Annotated in this window: 22 protein-coding genes; 6 read left to right on the forward strand and 16 right to left on the reverse strand. The window is 64.5% G+C overall.

The features are described from left to right. Positions 1-28 precede the first annotated feature (28 nt). Positions 29-442: a hypothetical protein gene (locus tag DMR_RS15555; protein ID WP_015861948.1), complete on the forward strand. Its 414-nt coding sequence runs from the start codon at positions 29-31 to the stop codon at positions 440-442. Between the two features lie 140 nt (positions 443-582). Then, positions 583-801 (forward strand): hypothetical protein, encoded by a 219-nt coding sequence (locus DMR_RS15560; RefSeq protein WP_043600865.1) that lies wholly within the window; start codon positions 583-585, stop codon positions 799-801. Between the two features lie 204 nt (positions 802-1,005). Here the strand turns inward: DMR_RS15560 and DMR_RS15565 are convergent, their stop codons facing one another. Next, complete coding sequence (locus tag DMR_RS15565) at positions 1,006-1,185, reverse strand: hypothetical protein (protein ID WP_015861949.1); 180 nt, start codon at positions 1,183-1,185, stop codon at positions 1,006-1,008. 125 nt (positions 1,186-1,310) lie between these two features. On the opposite strand from DMR_RS15565, the gene DMR_RS15570 reads away from it, so the two are divergent. Further along, complete coding sequence (locus DMR_RS15570) at positions 1,311-2,444, forward strand: pyridoxal-phosphate-dependent aminotransferase family protein (protein ID WP_015861950.1); 1,134 nt, start codon at positions 1,311-1,313, stop codon at positions 2,442-2,444. Positions 2,445-2,545: 101 nt separating this feature from the next. On the opposite strand, the gene mltG is transcribed toward DMR_RS15570, so the two are convergent. The 8 genes from mltG to DMR_RS15610 form a co-directional block, all read right to left on the reverse strand. Then, positions 2,546-3,583: an endolytic transglycosylase MltG gene (gene mltG, locus DMR_RS15575; RefSeq protein WP_015861951.1), complete on the reverse strand. Its 1,038-nt coding sequence runs from the start codon at positions 3,581-3,583 to the stop codon at positions 2,546-2,548. Beyond that, entirely contained in the window at positions 3,553-3,996 is a 444-nt protein-coding gene (ruvX, locus tag DMR_RS15580; protein WP_015861952.1) for a Holliday junction resolvase RuvX, read from the reverse strand. Before ruvX ends, mltG begins: the two co-directional genes overlap by 31 nt. A gap of 1 nt (position 3,997) precedes the next feature. Beyond that, positions 3,998-7,522 carry an FAD-binding and (Fe-S)-binding domain-containing protein gene (locus DMR_RS15585; protein ID WP_015861953.1) on the reverse strand — a complete coding sequence of 1,175 codons (3,525 nt, stop codon included), beginning with the start codon at positions 7,520-7,522 and terminating at the stop codon, positions 3,998-4,000. A gap of 219 nt (positions 7,523-7,741) precedes the next feature. After that, the gene (locus DMR_RS15590) at positions 7,742-10,114 is read right to left on the reverse strand and encodes a mechanosensitive ion channel family protein (protein WP_015861954.1); all 2,373 of its coding nucleotides are present in this window, start codon (positions 10,112-10,114) and stop codon (positions 7,742-7,744) included. A 188-nt stretch (positions 10,115-10,302) separates the two neighbouring features. Next, complete coding sequence (locus tag DMR_RS15595; protein WP_015861955.1) at positions 10,303-10,767, reverse strand: universal stress protein; 465 nt, start codon at positions 10,765-10,767, stop codon at positions 10,303-10,305. After that, positions 10,764-11,165, reverse strand: a complete 402-nt coding sequence (locus DMR_RS15600) for a biotin/lipoyl-binding protein (RefSeq protein ID WP_015861956.1) — start codon at positions 11,163-11,165, stop codon at positions 10,764-10,766. Before DMR_RS15600 ends, DMR_RS15595 begins: the two co-directional genes overlap by 4 nt. Before the next feature lie 12 nt (positions 11,166-11,177). Then, entirely contained in the window at positions 11,178-12,287 is a 1,110-nt protein-coding gene (locus DMR_RS15605; RefSeq protein ID WP_015861957.1) for a YeiH family protein, read from the reverse strand. A gap of 15 nt (positions 12,288-12,302) precedes the next feature. Further along, positions 12,303-12,725 (reverse strand): universal stress protein, encoded by a 423-nt coding sequence (locus tag DMR_RS15610; protein WP_015861958.1) that lies wholly within the window; start codon positions 12,723-12,725, stop codon positions 12,303-12,305. A 195-nt stretch (positions 12,726-12,920) separates the two neighbouring features. Here DMR_RS15610 and DMR_RS15615 point away from each other — a divergent pair, with 195 nt between their 5' ends. From DMR_RS15615 to DMR_RS24610, 3 genes are read left to right on the forward strand one after another with little or no spacing between them, the layout of a single operon-like run. After that, entirely contained in the window at positions 12,921-15,341 is a 2,421-nt protein-coding gene (locus tag DMR_RS15615) for a c-type heme family protein (RefSeq protein WP_043600867.1), read from the forward strand. Beyond that, the gene (locus DMR_RS15620; RefSeq protein ID WP_015861960.1) at positions 15,338-16,750 is read left to right on the forward strand and encodes a sigma-54-dependent transcriptional regulator; all 1,413 of its coding nucleotides are present in this window, start codon (positions 15,338-15,340) and stop codon (positions 16,748-16,750) included. Before DMR_RS15615 ends, DMR_RS15620 begins: the two co-directional genes overlap by 4 nt. Positions 16,751-16,797: 47 nt before the next feature. Continuing rightward, positions 16,798-17,565 carry a hypothetical protein gene (locus DMR_RS24610; RefSeq protein ID WP_148208458.1) on the forward strand — a complete coding sequence of 256 codons (768 nt, stop codon included), beginning with the start codon at positions 16,798-16,800 and terminating at the stop codon, positions 17,563-17,565. A gap of 442 nt (positions 17,566-18,007) precedes the next feature. On the opposite strand, the gene DMR_RS15625 is transcribed toward DMR_RS24610, so the two are convergent. The 7 genes from DMR_RS15625 to murC all read right to left on the reverse strand — a co-directional run bounded on the left by DMR_RS15625 (position 18,008) and on the right by murC (position 26,402). Then, positions 18,008-18,619, reverse strand: coding sequence for a LysE family translocator (locus tag DMR_RS15625; RefSeq protein ID WP_015861962.1), 612 nt, complete (start codon positions 18,617-18,619; stop codon positions 18,008-18,010). Positions 18,620-18,642: 23 nt separating this feature from the next. Further along, a complete protein-coding gene (locus DMR_RS15630) occupies positions 18,643-20,304 on the reverse strand; it encodes a radical SAM protein (RefSeq protein ID WP_015861963.1) in 1,662 nt (553 codons plus the stop codon). 82 nt (positions 20,305-20,386) lie between these two features. Then, entirely contained in the window at positions 20,387-21,700 is a 1,314-nt protein-coding gene (gene ftsZ / locus DMR_RS15635) for a cell division protein FtsZ (protein WP_015861964.1), read from the reverse strand. A gap of 57 nt (positions 21,701-21,757) precedes the next feature. Further along, on the reverse strand, positions 21,758-22,984 hold the full coding sequence (gene ftsA, locus DMR_RS15640) for a cell division protein FtsA (RefSeq protein WP_006921978.1): 1,227 nt from the start codon (positions 22,982-22,984) through the stop codon (positions 21,758-21,760). A 229-nt stretch (positions 22,985-23,213) separates the two neighbouring features. Beyond that, positions 23,214-24,155 (reverse strand): cell division protein FtsQ/DivIB, encoded by a 942-nt coding sequence (locus DMR_RS15645; RefSeq protein ID WP_015861965.1) that lies wholly within the window; start codon positions 24,153-24,155, stop codon positions 23,214-23,216. Further along, positions 24,152-25,039, reverse strand: coding sequence for a UDP-N-acetylmuramate dehydrogenase (murB, locus tag DMR_RS15650; RefSeq protein WP_015861966.1), 888 nt, complete (start codon positions 25,037-25,039; stop codon positions 24,152-24,154). The genes DMR_RS15645 and murB overlap by 4 nt, the downstream gene beginning before the upstream one ends. Next, on the reverse strand, positions 25,029-26,402 hold the full coding sequence (murC, locus tag DMR_RS15655; RefSeq protein ID WP_015861967.1) for a UDP-N-acetylmuramate--L-alanine ligase: 1,374 nt from the start codon (positions 26,400-26,402) through the stop codon (positions 25,029-25,031). The genes murB and murC overlap by 11 nt, the downstream gene beginning before the upstream one ends. Positions 26,403-26,433 lie beyond the last annotated feature (31 nt).

A 26,433-nucleotide genomic window follows, 5' to 3' on the forward strand; every position in this document is an offset into this window, starting at 1 on the left:
AAGGCGCGATTGGCGCTACAATAGCCCCATGCGACGCCGTTTCCTGTCCCTGGCCGTGGCCTGCTGGCTCCTGCAACTCGCCTGCGCCGTAACCCTCGGCGCGGGCCGCCAGTTCGTCCTGGCCCCGCTTATAGGCGACATGGCCGCCCGGGCCGTGGGGACCCTGACCCTGTGCCTGGCCATCATCCTGCTTGCCCGGCGCTTTGTCGGCCGCCACCGCCCTTCGGCCGCCGCCCGGCTGGGCGTGGGCATTCTGTGGTGCGCCCTCACCCTGGCCTTCGAATTTTTGGCCGGCCACTACCTCTTTGGCGCAGCCTGGGAAGTCCTCTGGGCCGATTGGAACATGGCCCAGGGGCATTTGTGGCCGCTGGTCCCGGCCGCAACGCTCCTGGGCCCGCTGCCTGCCCCGCCAGCGCCCCGAGCCGCCGCCGGCCGGCCCTGACCTTTCTCCTTCCCCAAGCCGCCGCTTTCGGTTATAGTCGGTGCCGAGACGCCATCGTCTCGCTTCGTCCCCGGGGCCCCGCGCCCCCTGTCGGCCGGTCCCCGGCCCCTGCCGAGAACAAACCTTCCCCAGGAGGAACAGTGGCCAAAAACGCCTATACCTTTGCGAAACGTTCCAAGGAATTGGCCAAGAAGAAGAAAAAAGAAGAAAAACTGCAGCGCAAAGGGGATCGCCCCGACGTCGAGGAAGGCCCCTACTTCGACGAGGCCACCGGCGAGATCGTCTATCCCCAGGCGGCCACGGAAGACGGCGAGGCCGAAACGCCCCCCGCCGACCAGCCGGCCACCGACCATCCCTGATGGCGCGCCCACGCAATGCGCCTGGGGCGTCGCCCGGCCAGCCCACGAGACGCCAGGCTCTTGCGTAAAAAATAGTCCCGTATTTTCAAGGACGCGACACGAGGCCGGCCCCGGCCAGCCCAACGCCCACCCCGGCCACGCGCCGCTTCACCACGCCCCAGGCAAACGCCCCCCGCGACCGACGCGGGGAGCGTTCCTGCCCGGTCACGGCAACAAGAACGACGGCGTTTTCTGCCGGAAACTGCGAAAATCCTGCCGCCCCTGCATCTGGGTCAGGCAGTCGTCGTTGTCCCGGTTATAGAGCCGGGCAAACTCCCCGTTGGCCATGGGCGCGCAGGAAGCGGCGCAAAGCGCCAGGATCACAAGCACCAAACGATAAGGCATAGGCGTCCTCCCCGGCCACTTTTGCCGGCCTGCCTCTCTATTGCAGCATCCATGCCCGGCCCGCCCTTGCCCACCAGGGCCTTTTTCCGTAAATTTCGCCGCTCACCCCAACAGGGAGCACCACCATGGCCCAAGCGCCGTTTCCAGAACTGACCCTTTTCATCACCGGCCCCACCTACATCCGCCCCGAAGTCCGCGAAGCCGGCTCCTGGCCCGAATACGGCCACCGCGACGCCGAAAACGCCAAACGCTTCGAGCCGATCTTCCATAACCTCGGCATTATCGCCGGACTGCCGGCCGACTACCGCACCATCCTGTTTCTCGGCTCCGGCTCCACCGCCATGGAAGCCTCCATCCGCTCGCTAGTGGCGCAGGGCGAAACCATCCTCCACGCCACCTGCGGCGCGTTCGGCGACCTGTGGCACAAAATGAGCCTGGCCAACGGCAAAAACGCCGTGCGCCTGGCCGCCGAACCCGGCCAGCCCGTCACCCCCGAAGCCCTGGACGCCGCCCTGGCCCAGCACAAACCCGCCGTGGTCGCCATCACCCACAACGAAACCTCCACCGGCGTAACCAATGACGTGCCGGCCCTATGCCGCGTCATCAAGGCCCACAACGCCCTGGCCCTGGTCGATGGCGTCAGCATCTTCGGCGGCGCGCCCTGCCCCATCGCCGCCTCGGGCTGCGATTTCTACGCCACCGCCACCCAGAAATCGCTCGGGCTCCACGCCGGCTTCGGCATCGGCTTCGTCAGCCCCGCCGCCATCGAAAAAGCCCGCCACGTCACCGCCCGAGGCCACGCCACCGATATCTTAAGCCACCTCGGCCGGGCCGAAAAATTCCAGACCCAGTCCACCCCCAACGGGGCGCTGGGCAACCAGATGTACCTGCAACTGCGCTACATCGTCGAAGAAGAAGGCCTCGACGCCCGCTACGCCCGCCACGCCGCCATGCGCGACACCACCATCGCCTTCGTGGACAAACTGCCCGGCTACGCCCCCTTCGCCGCCGCCGACTTCCGCTCGCCCACCGTCACCGCCGTGGCCGCCAAACCCGGCATGACCAGCGCCGACCTGCGCGCCATAAAAGAAACCCTGCGCGCCAAAGGCTACCTGTTTGATCCCGGCTACGCCAAACTCAACGAAGACCTGGAAGCCGCCGGCAAACAACCCATCTTCCGCATCGGCCACATGGGCGACATCACCCCTGCCATGCTCAAAGCGTATTTGGCGGATCTTGGTGAGGTGTTGACGCGGTAGGGTGGAGTAAAGACTAGAAAGACAGGAAGATGCCTCCGGCGGCCAAAGGGGCTGAGCCCCCCGGCCGCCGGAGGCATCTTTTCTTTCCCTATTCCCCCACCCTACGGCTTAGCCTTGCCGTCGTCCTTCTTGCCTCGGCCGCGTTGGTACTTGTTCACGGCATTGATGTGTTCGTCCAACGTCTTGCTGAACTTGTGTTCGCCTTCGCCGGTGGCGACGAAGTAGTAGAATTCGTGGCTTTCGGGGTTGGCCACGGCCTGCAGGGATTTGAGGCCGGGCGAGCAGATGGGGCCGGGCGGGAGTCCGGGCTTAGTGTAGGTATTGTAGGGATTGGCGGCGTCTTCGAGGTGGGCGCGGGTGAGGTTGCCGGTAAATTTTTCGCCCAGGCCGTAGATGATGGTGGGATCGGTTTGCAGCAGCATGCCTTTGGCCAGGCGGTTGGCGAACACGCCGGCGACGCGGGTGCGTTCGGCATCGACGCCGGTTTCCTTTTCGACGATGGAGGCCATGGTGACGAAGGCCAGGAGTTTTTGGCCGGCCGGTTTTTCGCCGGGCCAGAGGGCTTCGGCCTGTTTCCAGAATTCCTTGAGCATGGCTTCGACGACGTAGGTTCCGTCGTCGCCGCGTTTGCGGGTGAAGAGGTAGGTGTTGGGGAACAGGAATCCTTCGGCGGATTCGGCCGGGATGTTGTATTTCTTGAGGATTTCGGGATCGCGGGCGGCGCGCAGGAAGGCGGCGGCCGAGCACAGGCCGGCGTCTTCGGCCAGTCTGGCGATCTGGCGCATGGTCAGGCCTTCGGGGGCGGCGAGCTTGTGTTGCACACCCTTGGCCGTGGTCAGGTAATCGAGGAGTTTTTGCGGGGTCCAGCCGGTGGAGACTTCGAATTCACCGGCTTTGACGCGCCCGCCCTTGTCCAGGAACTTGGCCAGCAGCTTGAAGCCGTCGGCGTCGCGCAGCACGCCTTCGGCCACGAGCATGTTGGCCACGGCGTCGAGGTTCTGGCCGGGCTCGATGAGCACGATTTTGTTCTGGCCGGGCGTTTGGGGCGGCACGGCCAGGAATTCGTAGGCCTTGTAGCCGATGGTTCCGCCAAGGACGACAAGGACGATCAGGAACCCAAGGAGGATGGCTCGAAACATAGTTCTCCGCCGCGCAGGTAGCGTTCGAGGATGACGGCCGCGGCCATGGCGTCCACCTTGGCGAGCAACTCCCGGCCGGACAGGCCGGCTTCGCGCAGGCGTTCGGCGGCTTCCTCGGTGGAGTGGGCCTCGTCGGCGTAGGCCAGGGGCACGGCGGTGCGCCGGGCCAGCCGGGCGGCGAAGTTGCGGACTTGCCGGCCGGTGAGGCCTTCGTCGCCGCCGGCCCGGGCCGGATAGCCAATGACGATGCGGCCTGGGTTTTGTTCTTCGATAACCGCAAGCAGCCTGGCAAACAAGTCGTCGCGGGTCTCCCAGGCGATGGTGGAATGGGGAAAGGCGATCTCGCTCCCTGGAGCGCAAACGGCCAGGCCCACCCGGGCCTGGCCGTAATCGATGGCGAGAATCTTCTCCACCCTACCCTCGCACCCGGGCCGCCTTGGCCGCCTTGGCGAGCAGCTTTTTCCATTTGGGGCCGTCCAGGGCCTCGGCCAGGTATTCCAGGGTATGCTGCACCGTATGCTTGTCGCGCATCTCGGACAGGATGCGGCTGATGCCCATCTTGCAGGAGGGGCAGCCGACCAGGATGGGCATGGATTCTTGGGCTTCGGCCAGGTTTTCGGCCAGGGTCTCGCGCTTGCGGTCGCGCAGGCGGTTGTAGATGGCCGGGGTGGTCATGGCCCCTGTGCCGGATTCGCCGCAGCAATTGGGCGACAGCGCCACGGGCCGGCCGGTGATCTTGGCCAGGGCGGTCTTGTACATGTCGGCCGCCTTGGTCTTAGGCACATCGGCCCATTCGGCGTGGCAGGCGGCGTGGTAGAGGATGGGCGAGGCGTCCTCGGCTGGCGGGAAATCCAGCCGGCCCATGAGGAACTGGGTCACGTCCATGTGCTTGAGGTTGGGGCGCAGGGTTTTGAGCTCATGCTCTTCCAGCGACTCCCGGCAGGTGCCGCAGCTGGTCAGGCAATAGGTCGGGCGAAGGCCCAGGCTTTCGGCTTCGTCCAGGAGCGCGGCCAGGGCGGCCCGGTTGCGCTCGCGGTTATTGCGGTAAGCCTCGCCCATGCCGGCGGCCAGGAGCGGATAGCCGCAGCACAGGTGGGTGTGCGGCATGAGCACGGCCACCTCGGCGCGCAGCAGCAGATGCACCGCCGCCAGGCCGATGGCGCTGGAGAAGACCGACGCGCCGCAGCCCGGGAAATAGAGCACGGTCTCGGGCGCTTCCCGGCCTTCCTGGGGGATGAAGATGGAGCCTTTGTCCAGGTCCAGGCGCTCGGCCAGATTGCGCAGGCCAAGGGACGGATTGGGGCCGCGAAGGCCGGGGTTCTCGATGCGGTTTCGCCAGAACTTCGGCAAAAGCGGCATGAGCTTACCGTGGAACTGCTGGCCGTAGGCCATGAGCTTGGCCGCCTTGGGCACACGGCCGGCGGGGTCCTCGGCCAGATAGTTGAGGATCTTGTGCTTGATGGGATGGCCGCCGTGCCCTTGCTGGTCAAGGAAGCCGCGAAGCCCCAGGGCCACCTGGCCGGACTGGATTTTCACCGAACACACGCCCGTGCACTTGCCGCAGGCGGTGCAGTGGTCGGTAATGCCGCGAAGTCGTTCCAACAGCGCAGCGTCGGGTTCGCCGTGGGTGATCTGGGAATAGTAGATGGCCTCGATGAGCGCGCCGAAGCTGATGTTCTTGTTGCGCGGATGGTAGAGCATGCCGCGTTCCGGGGCGAACATGGGGCAGACCTGCTTGCACTTGCCGCAGCGGTTGCAGAACTGGATGCCGCTTAAGATGGAAATCAGCAGGTCCTTGTCGGGCAGCGCGGTCTTTTTGATGTCCCGGATGAGGCGGTTGAAGGAAAAGGTGTAGGGTTCCACGGCCAGCTCGCGGGTGGTGAGCTTGCCGGGGTTGATGATGTTTTTGGGGTCCACGCGCTTTTTGTAGGCGCGAAGCGCGTCGATCTTGTCCTGGGCCAGGAAGGCGATCTTGGTGATGCCGATGCCGTGTTCGCCGGAGACCGCGCCGCCGAGCTTGGTGACGGTCTCGAAAACGGCTTCGGCGGCCTCCCAGGCCTGGCGCATCATCTCGGGATCGTTGGAGTTGACCGGGATGTTGACGTGGCAGTTGCCGTCGCCGGCGTGCATGTGGCTGGCCACCTCGATGCGGGTGGCGGTCATCTCGGCGTGGATGGCGACCAGCCGGTCCTTGAGGCGCGGATAGCGCGAGGCCAGGTCGGTGAAGAAATAGTGGGTCTGGACCTCGACTTCCGAGTCGGACAGGTCGCGGGCGGAAATGCGGCCGCGCAGCACCCGGTCGCAGAATTCCAGCTCCATGGCGATGAATTCGTCGGAGGCCGGCACGCCGGGCAGCCGGCCGGCGTTTTGCAGGGCGGTGCGGTAGGCCCGGGCGATGCACTTGAGATTGAGGTCTTCCAGGAATTCGGCGAATTCCGGCACCACGGACAGGGGGATGACCACGTCCTCGTTGATCTTGAAGCCCGAGGTGCGCTTGGAGATGGCCGAGAGCTTGTGGCGGTCTTCCCAGTAGAGTTCGGCGGTCTTGGCGTCCTTGGCCTCGAACACGTCCACGTTGTCGTAGGGATCGACGATGTCCACGATGTCGGCGGCGGCGCGCAGCAGCGCGTCCTCGTCGTCGGAATCGAGCTGCAGCAGCAGCACCGAGATGGGGTCGCCCTCGTAGAGGCCGGATTTCTTGGCGTAGCTGATGGCCCGCACGTATTTGGAGTTGAACTCCTCCAGGGCGGAAATCTTGACCGCGTCGCCTTCCTCGCGGATGCGGTTGCGCAGTCCCACCACGTCGCGGATGACGCACATGGCGTTTTTCATGGAGCGGCCGAAAAACTCCAGACACAAGGTGCGGGAATATTTCGGGATGTCGTACAGGGCGAAGCAGGCCTCGGTGATGACGCCGTCCACGCCTTCCTTCTGCACGCCGGGAAGGCCGCCCAGATACTTGTTGGAGACGTCCTTGCCGAGGTTTTTGCCGCGTATCTCGTTGCCCGGCAGCTTGACCACGTCGCGCACAATGCCGTCCTCGTCGAGGATCTCGAAGACGGCCGTCTCCTCGGGCTGGATCTTGTGGCGCGGATGGTCGACGCGGCGGATTTCGATGATCTCGCCCGTGGCTTCGACCATGCGGTAGCTGATGATGTTGTCGAGCGTGGTGCCGTATTCGAAGGCGAAGGGGCCGCCAGCGTTTTCGGCGATGTTGCCGCCCAGGGACGAAGCCGCCTTGGAGGCCGGGTCCACGGTGAAAAGCAGGCCCTTGGCCTCGGCCGCCTTGATGGCGGTGAGCGTCAGCACGCCGGTCTGGGCGCACAGCGTCTTGGCCTCAAGGTCGATGTGGAGGATCTTCTTGAATTTGGACAGGCTCAAGATCGCGGCCCGGCTGTGGGTCGGCACCGCGCCGCCGGTCAGGCCCGAGCCGCCGCCGCGCGGGATGATGGCGAATTCGAGTTCATTGGCCAGGCGCAGGATGTCGCGAATCTGCCCTTCGGTCTCGGGCAGGAGCATGCACAGGGGCAGCTCCATGCGCAGGTCGGTGGCGTCGGTGGAACACTCGACCAGGGAATTGGGCGCGGTGACCACGGCCTCGTCGGGCAGAAACTGGCGCAGGCGCTCGACGAGGTTGTCGCGAAAGCGGCTGTCCGCCTCATAGACGTCCCAGAAGGCCTTGTAGGCTTTCTTGATGGTGCGCGGATAATCGCCCCAGGCCTTGGGGTTGGCCTCGGCCAGGCGCTTTTCCACCGACGCCTTGACGTCGCCGGGATTGATAAACGGATTGGAGCGCACCAAAAACAGCTCGGCGGCCACGGCCACGGCGAGGTTTTTGGCGTCCTCGGGCCAGGAATCCAGCTCATCGGCGGTGATGTCCAGGACCCGGGGCACGAGACGCTCAAGAGGCAGGGAAATATGGGGTGTTCGCTCCGACATGATAAGGCGCTTCCGGCGAGGGTTGAGGAAAGGAGGGAGTCAGATAATGCCGATGCCGGGGAAAGGCAAGGCCGGCCGCCGCGCCCGGCCCCGGCCGTAACGGGGTTCGCGTCGCTCCCACGACAAACGCCTCTGACGTTTGGCAGGCAACAGACGAAGACCATAAATCTTCCTTAACAAATACTCGCGTATTTTTAAGGGACGCGGGGCCGGGCGGCCTCAGCCCTCCTCGTCAGCCTTTTCGACCTTGGCCGGCGGCCGTTCGGCATCCTGGCCGATGGCGGCGGCGGCAGCGGCGGCCGCGGCGGCGGCCAGGGGCGGCAGGCCGGCCGGCTGCTCGGCCGACTGTTCGCCGCCGGCCAGTCCGCGCATCTCGGGCGGGAAGTACACGGTGACATTGCGGTGGGCGAACTCGATGCCGTTTTTGCGAAACGCTTCCTGCACCCGGCGGTAAAGCTCCTTTTGCACCACGAACTGGCGGCCGGGCACGGTCTTGAACTTGATGCGCAGGATCATGGCCGAATCTTCCATCTTGCGCACGCCCATGGACTTGATGTCGCTGAGCATGCCTTGGCTCAGTTCCTCGTCGGCCAGGAACTCCTTGTTGATGCGCTTGATGATCTTGCGGATCTTGTCGATGTCGGCGTCGTAGCGCACCCGGAAATCGAGCTTGGAAATGATGTAGTCGCGGCTGAAGTTTTGCAGGATTTTAAGCCCCCCGTAGGGGATGGTGAAGACCATGCCGCGCGGGTGGCGCAGTTTCATGGAGCGCAGGGAAATCTGCTCCACCGTGCCCTTGGCCGTGCCGGCCTCCACGTAGTCGCCCACGCGAAAGGCGTCGTCGATGAGGAAAAAGACGCCGGAGATGATGTCCTTGACCAGCGTCTGGGCGCCGAAGCCGATGGCCAAGCCGATGACGCCCGCGCCGGCGATCAGGGGCGCGATGTCCACCCCAAGCGCCGACAGGGCGATGAGCGCCCCCATCACCACGATGACGCTTAAGATGAACTTGCGCAGCAGCATGAGCAGCGTGGCGCTGCGCGAACCGCCCGCGCCGCCGCCCTCCTCCATCTCCTCGCCCGGCAAAGAGGTTTCTTCGCTCAGCCGCCGGTCAATGCGGATGCGCACCACTTCCCAGGCGAGCAGACCGCCCACGACCACCAAAAGGACGCTCAGCACGTTGCGGGCAAACAGCCAGCCAAGGGGAATCTCCACGCCCCACATCTTGAGCATGGCAAAGGCGGCGAAGGCGGCCAGCACCAGACGCAGGGCTTTGCGGATCAGCGGAATGTAATAGCGCAGGGTGCGTTTGTCCGGCTCGGCCTTGGCCTCGGCCTGCTCGGCGGCGACGGCGGCGGCGCTCCCCGCGTCCAGGGGAATGATCTCCCGGTCCTCCCCGGAGGCGACGAGCAACAGCTTTCGCACCCACAGGTCCACGCCGATGCAGGCCGGTATGGCGAAAAGGCCCATGACCAGATGCAGGATGGTGGCGTCGCCGACCAGGGACTGGCTGCTCCAATACAGGCCAATGGCCAGGACATAGACCATGGCCACGACATGGCCATAGCGGGCGGCAAAGGCGCGCTTCCCGGCCGGTTCGCCGTCGCCGGCAATGGCGGCGGCCACCCGCTCCCGGTTGGCGTAGAGCATGGCCGCCAGCATGATGCCGACCAGCGGGCCGGCCTGGGCGTAGAGGATGTCGCCAAAGGCCTCGGCCTGGCCCACCTTTTCCAGGGCGATGCTGACCACGCCCACCACCAGGCAAACCAGGGCAATGGCCACCATGCCGCGATACAGGGTGGCCGCGTCGGCGTCGGCCAGGGGAATGGGCCGGGCGGCCTCGAAATCCGGCGCGAGCAGCACCCGGGCGGCGGCCTGGATGCACAGATAATTGGTCAGGCCGACGACGCACAGCAAGCCCAGTTCGCGCAGCGCGCCCGAGGCCGGGACCAGAACCAGGTAGAGCAGGGAAGCGACCACGAAAAAGGCCGCCACCTCCAGCAGTTGCAGCCCGAGGTTGGCCAGGATCGCCAGCCACCGGCCAGGGCGCGGCCCGGGGCCGGCCGCGTCCAGACGCCGCTTGAAGCCCTGGCGCAGCCGGCCGGTCCACAGGAAAGCCGCCACCCCCCCGGCCATGATGGCGGCCAACACGAGCAGATAACGCAACAAGACGGGCGCGCCGCCGCCGTCGCTCAAGTTGGCCAGAATCTTGTGCCGGCCCAACTCCTGGCCGGCTTCGTGGAAAAAGGCGGCGTTTCGGGCCTGGATGGTGCGGATGTTGGATTCCAGCCCTTCAAAAACATCCTGGATCAGGCCGCTGGACTGGCCGGAGCCTTCGCCTTCGTTGGCCTTGGCCTTGGCCGCCAGTTTTGCGTGAAGCAGTTGGCGAGCCTGGGCGTCGGTCAGGGTGGCCATGAAGGCATCGACCTGGGCCGGATCGGTGGGTTCCTGGACATTGGCGGCCGGCGGGGCCTTGGCCGCCTTGGGCATGGCCGGATTAATGCCGGCCCGGGCCGGGCCGACGCCCCAGGCCAGGGTCATGACCAGGGCCAGGGCCAAAAAGACCGCGCGTTGCCGCACTGTCGCCGTCATGCTCGCTCCTTGGGGACTGGCTGGACGCGCCCGCCGAGGCAAGGTGGCGGAAGCTTGCGCATGGTATGCCAGGCGGCGCGACAAGACAATGGCGGTTTCGGTTTGCGGCCGTTGCTGTCGCGACGAACGCAAAAAACGGGCGGCCCCGAAGGACCGCCCGTCGATAATGAGCAGGGTTGCCGGCCGCCTCAGGCCGCCGCGACGGTCTGTCCAGCCAGGACCACCGGGCAGGGTGCGCCGCGAAGCAGAGCGGCCGTGCCGCCGCGACGCGGAGACAGGCCGCGCGTGAGCGGATCGGCGCACACGATATGGCCGTAACCGCCTTCCCGGGCCTCGCGGATGACCGCGTCGGTCAGATGCTCCAGATCGTCGCAGCAAATGGCCTCGAACCGGGCGTCCACGCCGGCCGCCAGGGCCTCGGCCAGGAATCGGGCCTTGAGTTCGGCCTCGGCCGCCTTTTCGTGCTCCTCGATGTAGCCGAGGAACGTGGCCCGGGCGTTGGAGCCGAGCAGCCAGTCATGGCCGATGTAGACGTTCCAGCCGCGCTCGTAGACGAAAAGCCCCACGGCGGTCTGGCCAAGCTGCCGGGCCAGGGCCAGGCCTTGGCCGATGGCCTTGCCGGACTCGTCGAGGACGACCAGCACCCCGGTCACGGCAAGGTCCCCTTCTCATGCTCCAGGACCACGATGGGCTTGCCCTTCTTGAGTTCGTCGCCGGGTTTGGCCACGACCTTGATCACCTTGCCGCCGGCGGCGGACTTGATCTCGCGCACCACCAGCTTTTCCTCGACCTTGCCCTGGGTCCACTTCTTTTCCTTCACTTCAAAGGAATACAGCGGCTCGCCCTTTTTCACCATGCCCGACTCGACGGCGGCAATGGCCACGATCTTGCCGTCCATGGGCGCGCCGACAGTGACCGTGGGCACGATAAAGGCCATGTAGCACAGCACGAACACCACCAGACAGCCGACCAGCACGATGGCCGCCACATCCTCGTGGCGGTCGGACCGGAACACCGTCATCTTGCCGCTTTTTTTCACTTCTCCGGCCATATCATAAACTCCTTAGAAGGATGATTCCTTGCTGACGAAAAACATGATGACAAGCAGGGCCACGACATACTTGAGACAGCCGGCGGCCAGACCGACCTTGAGCGGCTTGCCGCCGGCGGTCTTGATCTCGCGGATGTCGATGTAGGCGCCCTGGCCGACCAGGCCGATGCCGAAGATCCAGGACATGACGTCGCGCATCATGTGCAGGGTGTTGGAACCCTCGGCCCCAAGCGCCCCAACCGACGACAGGAAGGTCATGCCGAAAAAGCCGATGACGAAAATGGGGAACTTGTCCTTGAGGATGCCGACCAGGGACAGATGCTCGGCCTGGGCCTCGGCGCGCCAGAACCACATGGTGATGAAAAAGACCACGAACGGGATGGAGATGACGCGCACCACGTTCCAGATCTCGCCATAAGCCACGGCCGTGCCCGGGGCGATGGTCGGGTTGAAGGCCAGGCAGGTGGCCAGCACTTGGCCGGAGTTGAGAATGCCCGTGCCGACCCAGGCCCCGAACTGGTAGTCGGACATTTGCAGCGCCTTGCCGACAAAGGGCGACACGAACATGGTCATAATGCCGAAACCAAGGATGGTGGCGATGACCAGGGCCACGTCGGACGGCTTGGCCTTGACCGCCGGCGAGGTGGCCACGGCGGCCGAAACGCCGCACACGCCGCAGGCTGCGGCCATGACGCCGATCAGCGAGCGGTCCATGCCCATGAGCCGGCCCAGGAACATCACGAAGAAGATGGTGCCGAAAACAAAGGTCATGATGAGCAGGATGGCGATGCCGCCGACCTTGGCCAGGCTCTGGATGGTGTAGAGCGAGCCCAGCATGATGACGCCGGACTTGATGAACAGGCGCGTGGTGCGAAAGCCCTCTTCAGCCCAGGCCGGAATCTTGCCGCCAAAAAGCAGGTTGCGGTAGAGCATGCCGACGATGATGGCCAAAAGGATGTAGTTGAGGCTCAGCACCTTGACCAGCCAGCCTTTCTGGCCAAACAGCACGGTATTGGCCATCCACGGCTCGACCCAGGTGCGCAGCACCCACAGCGTGCCGACCATCAGGGCCAGGCCCGGAAGGATGGCGGCGATTTTCCCGAAAATTCCCTTGTCTTCCATGATAAACCCCTCTGCTTATTTCACGATGAGCACGCTGCGCGTGGAGTATTCCGCCACCCGGGACGACACGCTGCCCATAAGCATGCGCAGCGCCCCGTGCTTGCCGGTGGAACCGACAATGATCAGATCGGCGTCAGCCTCGTCGGCCGCGTCCAGGATGCCGTCGGCCGGCCGGCCTTCCTTGACCACGAGTTCGGCCGTGATGCCCTTTTCCGTCAGTCTGGCCTGGACCTTACGCATGGCCCCGCCGGCTTCCTCGGTAAGGGACCGGGAGACCAGTTCGCAGCCTTCCGCGCCGATCTCCTCGCTCGACAGGCACAGGTCCGGCACGACGCTGACGACAACGAGCGAGCCGCCGAACTTGCCGGCGATCTCGGCGGCCGTATCCAGCGCCTTGTCCGCTTTGGGAGACCCGTCATGGGCTACGAGAATCTTCATGTTTCCCCTCCTTTGTGTAGGTGCTACGGCCATTTGCAAAGGCGGGGCCAAAACCTTCAAAGGTGGAACCACACGGTTTTCCATGACTTTTCTGAAAGGATCGGGCAACACCGCAAACTCCAGTTAGCACCCTGACGCCGCCGGGCCGCATTGCCTTTTTCCCGAACCGGCCCCACATTCCGCCAAGGAGCGGACATGAAAAGCCTCAAGCATCGTTTCCTCGTCGGCCTGTCGGTCAGCATGGCCGCCCTGGGCATCTTTTTCGCCGTGCTTTTGTCCATGAACCTGCGCGACCAGCTCGTCAGCGACACCGAGCACAAGGCTTCCCTGGTGCTGTCCCAGGTCGAGGCCGTGCAGGCCTACGTGCGCGAAGTCTTGCGCCCCTCCATGTACGACCTGCTGCCGCCCGACGCCTTTATCCTGGAAGCCATGTCCACCTCGTTCGTCACCCGCAAGGTCATGAGCGACCACAACGCCCTGGGCGACCAGTTCCGCTACCGCCGGGTGGCCGTGGGGGCGCGCAACCCCGATTACGAGGCCGACGCCTTTGAGCGCGGCGTCATGGCCCGCTTTGCCGCCGATCCGGAAGTGACGCGCATTGAGGAAATCACCGAGCGAAACGGCGAGGAAGTGTTCGTGGCCGCCCGGCCGGTGCGCTTCGAACCGTCGTGCCTGCGCTGCCACGGCGACCCGGCCGACGCGCCCAAGGCCCTTCTTGAGCGCTACGGCGACACGCGCGGGTTCTGGCGGCACTCCGGCGAACTCTTCGGTCTGGACATGGTCACCGTGCCCGTGGCCGGGGCGCTGGGCCAGATCAAGGGCACGACCATCAGCTTCCTGTCGCTTTTCGCCCTGGGGCTGGCCGCCTTCTATCTGACGTTGCAGGTCTTTTTCGACCGGCTGGTGGTGGTCAACCTGCGCCGGGCAACGGACGTGCTGCGCCGGTATTTTCCCAAGGAAGCCGGCGAGGCCCCCAAGGCCGCCGCCCCGGCCGCCGTGGAAGACGAGATCGAGGAAATCTACGCCGGTATCGACGCCATGGCTTCGCGCCTCAAGGAAGCCCGGGAGAACATTGAGGACCACGCCCAAAATCTTGAGCGCAAGGTGGCTGACCGCACCCTGGAGCTGGCCCGGGAAGCCGACGAGCGCCGCTCGGACGTGTCCCTGTTTGTGGAGCTTTTAAGCATCCTCAACTTCTCCCAGACCCGCTCCGAACTCTTAAGCGCCGCCCTGGCCCGGGTGGCCGGCCGGTTTGGCGCTTCCGGGGCGGCTTATGAGTGCGAATTTTCCGGCGGCGGCTCGGTCACCTGGCCCCCGGGCGCGGCCATCCCGCCGCCGCCGGCCGACTGGCGCGCCCTGCTCGCCGTGGGAGAGCTGGTCCTGGCCGACCATACGGCCCTTATTCCCGTGCGCACCACCGACGTCAGCCGGGGCTTACTCCGCCTCTATTTCCCCGAGGACGGCCCCGGCCCCGATCCCCAGGCCGAGGACCTCTACCGGGCCATCGGCCACCAGCTCGGCATTGCGCTGGAAAACCTCGACGCCATCAATTCGCTTTTGGCCCAAAACACCCTGCTCGCCTCCATCTTCGACGGCATCTCCGATCCGCTGGCGCTTATCGACAGCGCCTCGGGCATCATTCTGGCCAACGAACCGGCCCGGGAGCTGGCCCGGGCCCTGGAAGACCGCCCCGCCCGTCCCGGCGAAACGCCGCGCCTGCCGGCCCGGCTGGTGGGCGATCCCATACACACCGGCGACGCCGGCCCGGACGCGCCCGTGGCCACCACCGTGGCCCTGGACGGCGGCCGGTCCTTTGCCGTGGCCCGCTATCCCCTGGCCTCGCCGTCGGGGCATTCCCGACGCTTCGTGGTCTATGCCCGGGAAAACACCGCCGAACGGCGAATGCTTGAGCAGCTGCGCCAGACCGAAAAGCTCGTGGCCGTGGGCAAACTGGCCGCCGGGCTGGCCCATGAGATCAACAATCCGCTAGGGGTCATCGCCTGCTACGCCGAACTGCTGCGCCAATCCCTGGTCGATCCCCAGGCCCTGGACGATCTGGCCGTCATCGAACGCCACGCCGTCATGGCCAAGAAGGTGCTGCGCGACCTTCTCGACTTCGCCCGGCCCAGGCCGGCCAAGCCCGGTCCCTGCGACATCAAGGCGCTGCTCTCGGGTTTGGCCCGCATCTTCGAGGTCCAGGCTCAGTCGCGTCGTTCCAGCCTGCGCCTGGACGTGCCCGAGGGCATCCCCCTGGCCAAGGCCGACGCCGGCGCTTTGGAGCAGGTGCTCTCCAACCTGCTGCTAAACGCCCTGGACGCCGTCGAGCCGGGCCAGGGGCGCATCACCCTGGCCGCCGCCGCCTCCGAGGACGGCGGGCAAGTCAACCTCACCGTGGCCGACAACGGCCCCGGCATCCCGGCCGTTGACCTGCCCCACATCTTCGATCCGTTTTTCACCACCAAGGAAGCCGGGCGCGGCACGGGCCTGGGGCTGGCCGTGGCGTTCGGGCTCATGCGCGACATGGGCGGTACCATTGAAGCCCAAAACGACGGCGGCGCGGTCTTCACCCTGACCCTGCCCGCCTGCCACGGCCCTTGCCAGGAGGACGCCTCGTGAACGACCGCCCCCGCGTGCTCATCGTTGATGACCAGCCCGACTTCGCCAAGGGACTGGTGCGGCTGCTTACGCCCAAGCTCCCCAAGGCCGCCCTGTCCTGCGTACTCTCGGCCGAGGCCGCCCTGGACGATCTGGCCGGCGCGCCCTGCGACGTCATGGTCACGGACCTGCGGATGCCCGGGCTTTCCGGCCTGGAGCTGCTGCCCCGGGCCCTGGCCCTGCAACCTTCCCTTGGCGTGGTGCTGTTGACCGCCCACGGGGACATCGATTCGGCTGTGCTGGCGCTCAAGGCCGGGGCCTACGACTTCCTCACCAAGCCGGTGGATTCCGACCATCTGGCCCGGGTCATCGCCAAGGGGTTGGAGCGGGCGGAACTTTTGCGCGAAAACCGCCGGCTGCGGGCCGCCGTGGCCGCCTGCGGCGCGCAGGCCGGGATGCTTGGGGAATCGGCGGCCATGCGCCAGGTGAAGCAGACCATCGCGGCGGTTGCCGCCTCGGACTACACCGTGCTCATTCGGGGCGAGTCCGGCACAGGCAAGGAACTGGCCGCCCGGGCCGTCCACGGCCTGTCGCGCCGGGCCGGCGGGGCGTTTTTGTCGGTCAACTGTCCGGCCATCCCGGACCAGATCCTGGAAAGCGAACTGTTCGGCCATGTGCGCGGGGCGTTCACCGGGGCCGAGCGCGACCGGCGCGGCCTTTTCGTGGCCGCCAGCGGCGGCGTGCTGGTGCTGGATGAAATCGGCGACATCCCCATGAGCGTGCAGACCAAGCTTTTGCGCGTGCTCCAGGAGCGCGAGGTGCGGCCTGTGGGGTCCAGCAAGTCCATCCCCGTGGACGTGCGCATCCTGGCCTCCACCAATCAGGACCTGGAAGCCAAGATCGTTGACAAGACCTTTCGCGAAGACCTGTACTACCGCTTAAACGTCCTGACCGTGCGCCTGCCGCCCTTGCGCGAGAGGCGTGACGACATCGCCCTTCTGGCCACGGCGTTTCTGGAACGCGCCTGCCGCGAAATGGGCATCGGCGACAAGGAGTTCTCCCCCGAGGCCCTGGCCGCCCTGGCCGGGCGCGACTGGCCGGGCAACGTGCGGGAGCTGTTCAATTTCGTGCGGCGGCTGACGGTGTTCTCGCCCGGCGACGTCATCAGCGCCGGAGCCGTCACCGAGGCCGACCCGGGCATGGGCGAGCAGCCCCAGGCCGAGGGTCTCGCCGAGAGCGCCTCGGCCGGGCCTTATCTGGAAGCCAAGGCGCAAGTGGTGGACGCGTTTACGCGGCGTTACGTCGAGCGGCTGCTCAAACAGACGCGCGGCAACGTCTCGGAAGCGGCCCGGGTGTCGGGGCTGGAGCGGGTGTCGCTGCAGAAGATCCTCAAGCGCCTGGGCATTGCTGCGGACGAATTTCGATATTGACAAATAATTTTAAATATTTTTTTATGAAAAAAACAAAAGGATATGCGATGAACCCTAATAACGACACAGATGTCCAAGAGCAAGAGAACAACGCATTACGCTCTTATTTGCAGCGTTCAGAAGTTCGTCTTTCAACTATGCACAGAATTGGAAGCTCATTTATCGGAGGAGCAGGCCTCCTCATTCTTCTCCCCGTAATAATGAAAGACTCCATGACATCTATTTCTGCGAAAATATACTCCTTGATTATTGCAGAAAATTACGCCGCCGCTACGACGCTTGCCATTCCCTTCATTGTCATTGTATTCATTCCAATATATTCAATCATAAAAGTATTACATGACTTAACTAGATTTTATTTTAACCCAACATTACCAGACGACCCTTCAGAATCTTTCCATCCTCGTTTTTCCTTAACGGCAATCCCCTTCTCGGAAATGGTTCTCAACAACATAAAAACAGAAATAAGAAAACGCCAATTTAATGTAAAATATAAATATTTTATTTTCCCTCCTTTTGACAAGTCGAGGCCAGCCTATGATAAAATCCTCAAAGACGAGACTCTTCGCAAAATTGCGCTAAATGACGCACAATACATCGACAAAAGCCAAGAAGAGAAACCCAACCTTGGAAAAGAATACCATCGAATGCTATTGGCGTTTGGCCTATCCGGCGCGTACAACAGGGATTTAATAGACGAGGTAGCGCTTCAAGAGCTTTCAATTATTAGAAGCAATATAATACTAAGAAGACTACTTATGCGCTATATAAAAGCCATACTTCTTATTATTTGGACTTCTGTAATTTTTTTATAACACCAAGAGACTTCCCTGAGACTTCATTCTACAAGGCCTTACTAGAAAATTCAAACACAAACATCATACAAACCACTGTTATAATCTTAATAACAACCTTCAGTATATGGGCAGCTGGCGCAGCCTACATCGTTAGAACCCCAATTCGCTGGCTTTACAAAGAATACGACCTCAACTCACACACACCACTAACTGACCCTCATATGATTAAATACGAAAGTATCACCTTATGGCTCTGCTTTACAACAAATTCATGGTGCTTATTTTCAAACCTTTTCTTCAAACCAGAATCCACACAAACCCTAGCATTCTATTTATACATTGGACTATTAACACTATGCCTAATGGTCAACCTAATAACACTACTCAGACACTATGATGTCCTTAAATGGAACAAGAATATTTAACAACTTAAAGAAATCCGGCGTCTTCCATTCTCTCTCTACTGCCGCGCCGCCGCCGTCAGCAGGCCCGCGCCGACCATGACGCCGCCGCCGGTGACCTTGAGGCGACGCATGAAGCGCGGGTTCTGGATGCGACTGCCGGCCGTGCCGGCGAGGTAGCTGAAAAGGCTGACGTTTACGGCCGAGAGCAGGCAAAACGTCGCGCCCAGGAGCAGCAGTTGCGGCCCGGCCGGGGCGTCGTGGCTGATGAACTGGGGCAGAAAGGCGACGAAAAAGAGGATGGGCTTGGGATTGACCGAGGTGACGGCCAGGGCGTGGAGGAATTTCTTGCGGCTGCTCACGATGTTAAGCTTGGGCGTGGCCGTGGCCCCGGAGCGGATCAGGCCGACGCCGAGATAGATGAGATAGAGCGCGCCGCAGTATTTGAGGATGGTAAACGCTTCGGCCGAGGCGGCCAGCACTGCGCCGAGTCCGGCCACGGAGCAGGTGAGCGCCACGGCGTCGCCCAGCACCACGCCGGCGACCAGCGGCCAATTCTTGCGGCGGCCTTCGGCCAGGCCGTAGCCCACGACCATGAGCACGGTGGGGCCGGGGATGACGAGCAGCACCGAGGCGGCGGCGACGAAGGCGAGGTATAGCGGCCAGGTCATGGCGGACTCCTTTTGCCGCCTTTTTACGCTTCTCCCAGGGTGTCGTAAACACCGCAACGTTTGCAGCCGCCGCATCCGGCCGGCGGACATTTGGCCGTGGGCGCGGCTTGCTGGTAGCGCTGCCATTCGCGCCAGAGGTAGTCGCGGGAGACGCCGTTATCAATAAAATCCCAGGGAAAGACTTCGCCTTCCGGGCGCTCCCGGTCGAGAAAGACGGCCGGGTCGCCGTCCCAGCGCTTGAGCGCCCGGCGGAAGCTGCCGGCTTCGACGGCGGCGACGATGAGGGGAAAAAGCGTTTCATCGCCCCGGGCCAAAAGCCCCTGGAGCCGGGCCTGGGACGGGGTCTCGGTTTCCACCCGAAAGCCTTTGAGTCCTTTGACGGCGGCTCGCACCCGGGCATAGCCGGCCTCGATGGCCGCCTCGGAAGCCATGGGGGCCCACTGCATGGGGGTGAAGGGCTTGGGCACCAGCGGGTTCACCGACAAGGTGGCATGGGCCACGCCGCGCTTGCCGACGCCAATGGAGGCGGCGGCGGCCACTTTGTCGAGCAGCGGGCGCAGGGCGTCGTAGTCGGCCTCGGTCTCGCCGGGCCAGCCGATGATGCAATAGAATTTGAGGTGGTTGACGCCGTGCTTGCCGGCCAGGGCCACGGCATCAAGCAGCGCTTCCTCGGAGAGCTGCTTGTTGGCGGCGGCGCGAAGGCGCGGGCTTGGGGCTTCCAGGGCCAGCGTCAGGGTGCGCAGCCCGGCGGCGCGCAGGATGGTGAGCAGCTCGGGGGTCAAGCCATCGGCCCGCACCGAGGACAGGGAAAACTTCGTGCCCCGCTCCCGAAGCCAGGTCAGAAACGGGATGAGTTCGGGCCAGTCGGTGAGCGCCGTGCCGACCAGGCCGATCTTTCGCGGCGACACGGTCTCGATAAGCGACTGGAGGTCGGCCAGGCGCGACTGGCGCGGCGGACGGTAGACGTAGCCGGCGGCGCAGAAGCGGCAGCCGTAGGGACAGCCGCGATTGATCTCGACCAGGAACATATCACGGAATTCGGCATGGCCCGACACGAAACAGGAATGGGCCGGGGCGGCAAGGAGCGTGGGCGCGTCGCCAGCCAGGGCCGTGGCCCGGGCGACGGGGCCGGCCGTGCGGCCGGGCAGGTAGACGCCTGGGAGATGCGCCACGGCGTCGAGGCAGGCGGCCTTGTCGCCTCCGGCAAGGGCCACGCGGGCCAGGGCGGCGCAGACCTCGGCCAGCCCGGCCTCGGCCTCGCCCACAAAGAGCAGATCCAGGGCCGGCAAAAACGGCGCGGGATTGAGAAAGGCCAATGGGCCGCCGGCCATGACGATGGGGAAGTCGGGGCGCTCTTCGCGGCGCAGGGAAATTTCGGCGGCGACAAGGGCCTTGGCCGCGTCGAGGTATTCCTCTTCGTAGCACAGGGAAAAGGCGATGACCGGAAAATCGGCCAGGGCGCGGCCGGAGTCCTCGGCCTGGGGCGGGGTGGCGGCGCGGGTGAAGACGCGCTCCACGGCCAGGGCGGGATCGTCGGCCAAAAGCCGCCAGGCGGCCTGCCAGCCCAGGGCCGAAAGGGCCATGGCGGCGTCACCGGGAACAGCCAGGGCCACGGGCAGCCGTCCGCCCCATTCGGGCGCGGCAGGCCTGTCCAGGCCGAAATAGACCTTGGTGGAATCGTTCAAGATGTGTCCCGGCCTCCTTCAGAGGGGGCCGGGGGGAGCATGGACTCCCCCCGGCAGGGAGATCGGGGGAGAAGCAGGGAGGCTAGTCCGCCTGCATCCGAATGAAGGAGGGAATTTCGAACTCCTCCTCATCGAAGATGAATTCTTCCTCGCCCACGGGCTGGGTCTTGATGGGCGGCTGGGACAGGGCCGCTTCGGGGCCGCCTTTCTTGGTGCCTTTGCGCAGGTAGGCGGGGATATTGTAGTCGTTGCCCTGGCTGTTGAGCACCCGCATGCTGCGCGGGCTTTGCACGCCGCCGGAGGAGCCGCCGTGGTGGTGATGGGCGGCGGCCGGCGCGGCGGCCGGAGCCATGGCCTTCTGGCGGGCCAGGGAGGTGATGACCTCCATGGGCTTTTGCTCGACCACGGTCTTTTGCTGCACCGGCATGCCGCGCTGGGAGGCGGACTCAATGCCGGTGGCGATGACGGTGATGCGCATCTCGTCGGTGGCGTCGGGGTCGAAGACCGTGCCGAAGAACACCTTGGCGTCCTCGTGGACGGCCTCGGTGATGGTGGAGGCGGCTTCGTCCACTTCCTCGATGGTGAGGTCCGGGCCGCAGGTGATGTTCATGAGCACGCCCTTGGCGCCGTCGATGGTGACGTCTTCCAGAAGCGGGCTGGTGATGGCCTTGAGCGCGGCCTCACGGGCGCGGGATTCGCCGCGCGCCGTGCCAAAGCCCATCATGGCCAGTCCCATCTCGCTCATGACGGCCTTGACGTCGGCAAAGTCGAGGTTGATCAGGCCCGGCACCATGATGAGGTCGGAAATGCCTTTGACGGCATAATAGAGGACCTCGTCGGCCTTCTTGAGCATCTCGATGAAGGTGGCCTTTTTGGAGGCCAGAGACAGCAGGCGGTCGTTGGGGATGGTGATGATGGAGTCCACCACGTCCCGCAGGGCCTGCACGCCCTTCTCGGCCGAGAGCAGGCGTTTTTTGCCTTCGAAATAAAAGGGTTTGGTGACCACGGCCACGGTGAGCGCGCCGGCTTCCTTGGCCACCTGGGCGACCACGGGAGCGGCGCCGGTACCGGTGCCGCCGCCCATGCCGGCGGTGACGAAAACCATGTCGCAGTCGCCGATGGCGGCGCGGATGGCGTCGATGCTCTCCAGGGCGGCGTCACGGCCGACGTCGGGATTGGCCCCGGCCCCGAGGCCCTTGGTGAGCTTGTCGCCAAGCTGGATGCGGTATTCGGCCTGGGAGCGCTGCAAGGCCTGAATATCGGTGTTGGCGGTGATAAACGTCACCCCGGACATGGACGAGGTGATCATGTTTTCCACGGCGTTGCCGCCGCCGCCGCCGCATCCGACTACCTTGATGCGGGCGTTCGAGCCTTGATCGAGTTCCAAGTATTCCATCTGTTCCCCCTAGCGAACTCCCTGTTTTCCCCCAACAAACAACAACTTACGCGGACGTTATTTCACGTCCACGAACCATTTCCGCATCCTCCCCAGAATGCGGTTGAACACGTTCTCATCCCGGATGCGGAAGCGCTGTTCCACGCCTTCTTTTTCCGCGCCGTACATGAGCAGCCCCACGGCGGTGGCGTACATGGGGCTGTTGACCACGTCCTTTAAGCCCCCGACCTTGTCGGGATAGCCGATGCGCGTGGGCAGGTTGAAAATCTGCTCGCCCAGTTCCTGGATGCCCTCGATAAGCGCGGTACCGCCGGTGAGCACCACGCCCGCTCCGATCTGGTTTTTCATGCCGGAGCGGATGAGTTCCTGATCCACCAGGGCCAGCATTTCCTCCACACGCGGCTCGCAGATTTCGGCCAGCACCTGTCGCGACAGGCGGCGCGGCTCGCGCCCGCCCACGCTCATCACCTCGATGACTTCATCTTTCGGGACCATTTCCGCCAGGGCGCAGCCGTACTTGATCTTGATCTTTTCGGCCGAGGCCATGGGGGTGCGCAACCCGAAGGCGATGTCGTTGGTGAGGTTGGTGCCGCCAAGGGCGAGCACGGCGGTGTGCTTGATGGAGTCGTTGGCGAAGATGGCAAGGTCGGTGGTCCCTCCCCCGAGGTCCACCAGGGCCACGCCGATTTCGCGTTCTTCCCCGGTCAGCACGGCCTTGGACGAAGCCAAGGATTCCAGAACAATGTCGGAAACGTCGAGCCCGGCCCGGTGACAGGAGCGGATGATGTTCTGGGCGCTGGTGACGGCTCCGGTGACGATGTGCACGCGCACTTCCAGACGCACCCCGGCCATGCCGAGGGGGTCGGCGATGCCGCGCTGGTCATCGACGATAAATTCCTGGGGCAGGATGTGGATGACCTCCCGGTCCAGCGGAATGGCCACGGCTTTGGCCGCGTCAATGACCCGCTCGATGTCCCGGGGGCCGACCTCGCCGCCCTTGACGGCGATGACCCCGTGGCTGTTGAAGCCCTTGATGTGGCTGCCGGCAATGCCGGCATAGACCGAGCGGATTTCGCACCCGGCCATGAGTTCGGCTTCTTCCAGCGCTTTTTTGATCGATTGCACGGTCTGTTCGATATTGACGACCACGCCCTTGCGCAGGCCCGTGGATGGGCTGGTGCCAATGCCCACCACGTCCACGCCCTCGGGCGAAAGTTCGCCGACGACCACGCAAATCTTGGTGGTGCCGATATCGAGACCGACGATAAGTTCCGACCTGGCCATACGAATCCGCTCCCTGAACGTTTCGGCGTCGTGGGGTTGGCCGCGCCCACAGGCGGGTTGTACGTCAAACCCGCGCGAATTTCATTGGTAAAATGGCGCGTCCCGGGTTTTTTGTCACGCCTCCCACAGGCGCTTCGCCAACCCCGGAAGCACGCGGCGCGGCCCGGCGCTTCCCATTTTCCTGCAAAAGGGTATTAACCCCTTTGATTCCTTGTTAAATACAACCTATCTATGAGCTTTGCGGCGCGTCCCCCGCGCCCCGCTTCTCGACCCAAACCTTGTCGCCCTCGGCGGTGATGAGCCCCACTTTGTCAAGCTCGCCGCGCCGGCGCAAGTCCATCCAGACCATGTTCATCCGCGACAGGTTGCGCCGCCAGTTCTGGGACCCCAGGCACAAGACGATTCCCGGTTCCATGAGCCGGATTTCCAGCCCACGGCCCCAGCTTAAGCGCAACCAGGCGATCTGTCCGAAATCGAAGGGAACCTGATGTTCGGCCACGGCCCGGCGCAGATCGGCCAGAATGGGCAGATGCTTTTCCATCCCGGCCTCGACCTCGATCTGGGGCAGGGACACGAACTGCCCGGGCTCGACCTTGTCGATGATGCGCCCGACCTCGTCGGCGTAATAGAGGGTTCCCTGATACTGCACAAGATAGGAAGGGGCTTTTTCCCGCACTTCGATCTGAATTGTCCCGGGCAGCACCCGCTTGACCGTCACCGAATCGACCCACGGCTCCCGGGAAAGCTCTGCCCGCATCCGGTCCATGGACAGCGAAAGCACGTTGACCCCGGGGGTCAGCCCGGCCACCTGGCGGATATGCTCCTCGGACAACCGGGAACAGCCCGCGATGTCGGCCTGCTGCAGGGCAAAGTAGTTGACCGTGGTCAGCCAGCGGTAGCCGGCCAAAAGCGCCACGCTCACGGCCAGCACGATGGCACCCATGAAGGCCATGGACACGGCCCGGGTGAACACCTTGCCCAGGCCGCCAAAGCTCACCGACGGTAGTTTGACGCCGCCTGCGCCGCCACCGGAGCGGGCATTGCGGTTCTTGTTGCCCCGCGACGAAACGGTGCGGCTTTTGACCGTGATGCGCGGTCCGCTGTACCCGTTGCGTTTTTTTTTGGCCGAGATTCCCCCGAATCCCGACAATGTTCCCGCCCTGACGTTCATGGAACCACCCTCACTTCCAGTTCGAGTTGGCGACCGAATCGCTCCCGCACCGCCTCCCGCGCCAAAGCCAGAAGCTTAAGCGCCTCCCCGCTCGTCCCGCCGCCCAGGTTGACCAGAAAATTGGCGTGCAACGAAGAAAACGCCATTTTTCCAACCGCCCTTCCGGCGAATCCCGATTCCGCCAGCAGCCGCCAGGCCGCTTCCCCGGGCGGATTTTTAAACACGCAGCCGGCCGTAGCCGCCGTGATCGGCTGGCTGGCCCGCTTTTTCTTGAGGTTGGCGATCATCTCCTGGCGAATCTCGATGGGTTCGCGCACCTCGCAGTCGAATTCCGCTTCCAGGACCAGAAAAAACCCGGCCAGCCCCGGCACGACAAAACGGCGGTAACCGATGTCGAGTTCCTCCCGACCAGCCCAAAAAAGTCCCCGCTCGGGCGTCCACAGCCGGACCCGGGCCAGAATCGCGCCCACCTCGTCGCCATAGGAGCCGGCATTGCCGGCCACGGCCCCGCCCACGCTGCCAGGCACGCCAATGAGGCCCCCAAGCCCGGACAAGCCCTGGGTGGCCAGCCAGGCCACCAACCGCTGGAGCTTGACCCCGGCCCCGCAGCGCACCCGGACCCTGCCCTGGGGCCGATCCGGCAACACGCGCGGCTCGTCGCGCAGTATGGGCCGTACCAGCACCAACGGCAGCTCGCCGTCCCGGGCCAGGAGATTGCTCCCGCCGCCCAGAGCGAGAGGCGTTCCGCCAAGCCGCTTGAGCGTTTCGCCGAGGCCGTGAGCATCCTCGGCCTGATCAAAGACCACCTCGGCCAGGGCGCGCCCGCCGAGCTGCAGCGTGGTGCGGGCCGACAACAGCGGCCCCGGTTCGACCCTAAGCGCCACGCTCCGACTCCAGATAATGCGCGCCCACCTGCCAGATGCTGCCGGCCCCAAGGGTCACGAACAGGTCGCCCGGCCGCAGGATGCCCGGCAGGGCCGCCTCCATGGCGGCGAAATCCGGGTAGTAGGCGACTTTGGTCTTGGTCACCTGGCGGATGCCTTGCCCCAGGCTTTCGCCGCTGACCCCGGGAATGGGCGCTTCCGAGGCCGGATAGATTTCGGTCAGCAGCAGCTCGTCGGCAGCCTCGAAACAGGTGCAGAAATCGCCGAAAAGGGCCTTGGTGCGGGAAAACCGGTGGGGCTGGAAAGCCACCACCAGCCGGCGTTCAGGATACACGGCCCGGGCCGTGGCCAGGGTGGCCTTGATCTCGGCCGGATGGTGGCCGTAGTCGTCGACGACGACCACGCCGTCCTTCTCGCCCTTGCGCTCGAAGCGCCGGCCCACGCCCGCGAACTTGGCCAGAGCCTCGGCAATGGTCCCCAAGGGAATGCCGACCTCCAGGGAAACGCCAATGGCCCCCAGGGCGTTTAAGACATTGTGGCGGCCAGGGTGATTGAGGCGCATCTCGCCCAGGCGCTTGCCGTCGAGGGAGACCTCGAAGCAGCTCATGGCCCCGGAGTCGATGATGCGGCCGCGAAGACGGGCCTTGTCGGAAAAGCCGTAGGTCAGGATCGGTCGGTTGACGCGCGGCAGGATGCGGGCCACGCCGGGATCGTCCAAACAGACCACGTTGACCCCGTAAAAGGGGATGTTGTTCAAGAAATCCACGAAGGCGTCGTCGATGGCTTCGATGCCGTCGTAGTGGTCGAGGTGGTCGGCGTCCACGTTGGTGACCACCGAGGCGATGGGCGACAGGCACAGAAACGAGCCGTCGGATTCGTCGGCCTCGGCGATCAAGTATTCGCCCTGTCCCAGGCGCGCCCCGGCCCCGTAAGCATTCAAGCGGCCGCCGATGATGACGGTGGGGTCATAGCCGGCCTCGGTGAAAATGGTGGCCAGAAGCGAGGTGGTGGTGGTTTTGCCGTGGGTGCCGGCCACGGCGATGCCGGTGCGCAGGCGCATGAGTTCGGCCAGCATCTCGGCCCGGGGGATGACCGGGATGCCGCGCTCGCGAGCCACCACCACTTCCGGGTTGTCGCTGGTCACGGCCGTGGATTTGACCACCACGTCGGCGTCGCCCAGGTTTTCCCGGCCATGGCCGATGGCAATGGACGCGCCAAGGCTCCCCAGGCGGCGCACGGTCTGGCTCATGGACAGGTCCGAACCGGACACCTCGTAGCCCAGGTTCAGCAGCACCTCGGCGATGCCGCTCATGCCCGAGCCGCCAATGCCGATCATGTGAATCTTGCGGACCTTGTTGCGCATCCCCGAGGGCGCGCCGTGATTTTTCTGAGCC

This window comes from Solidesulfovibrio magneticus RS-1 (assembly GCF_000010665.1).
Lineage (GTDB): Bacteria > Desulfobacterota > Desulfovibrionia > Desulfovibrionales > Desulfovibrionaceae > Solidesulfovibrio > Solidesulfovibrio magneticus.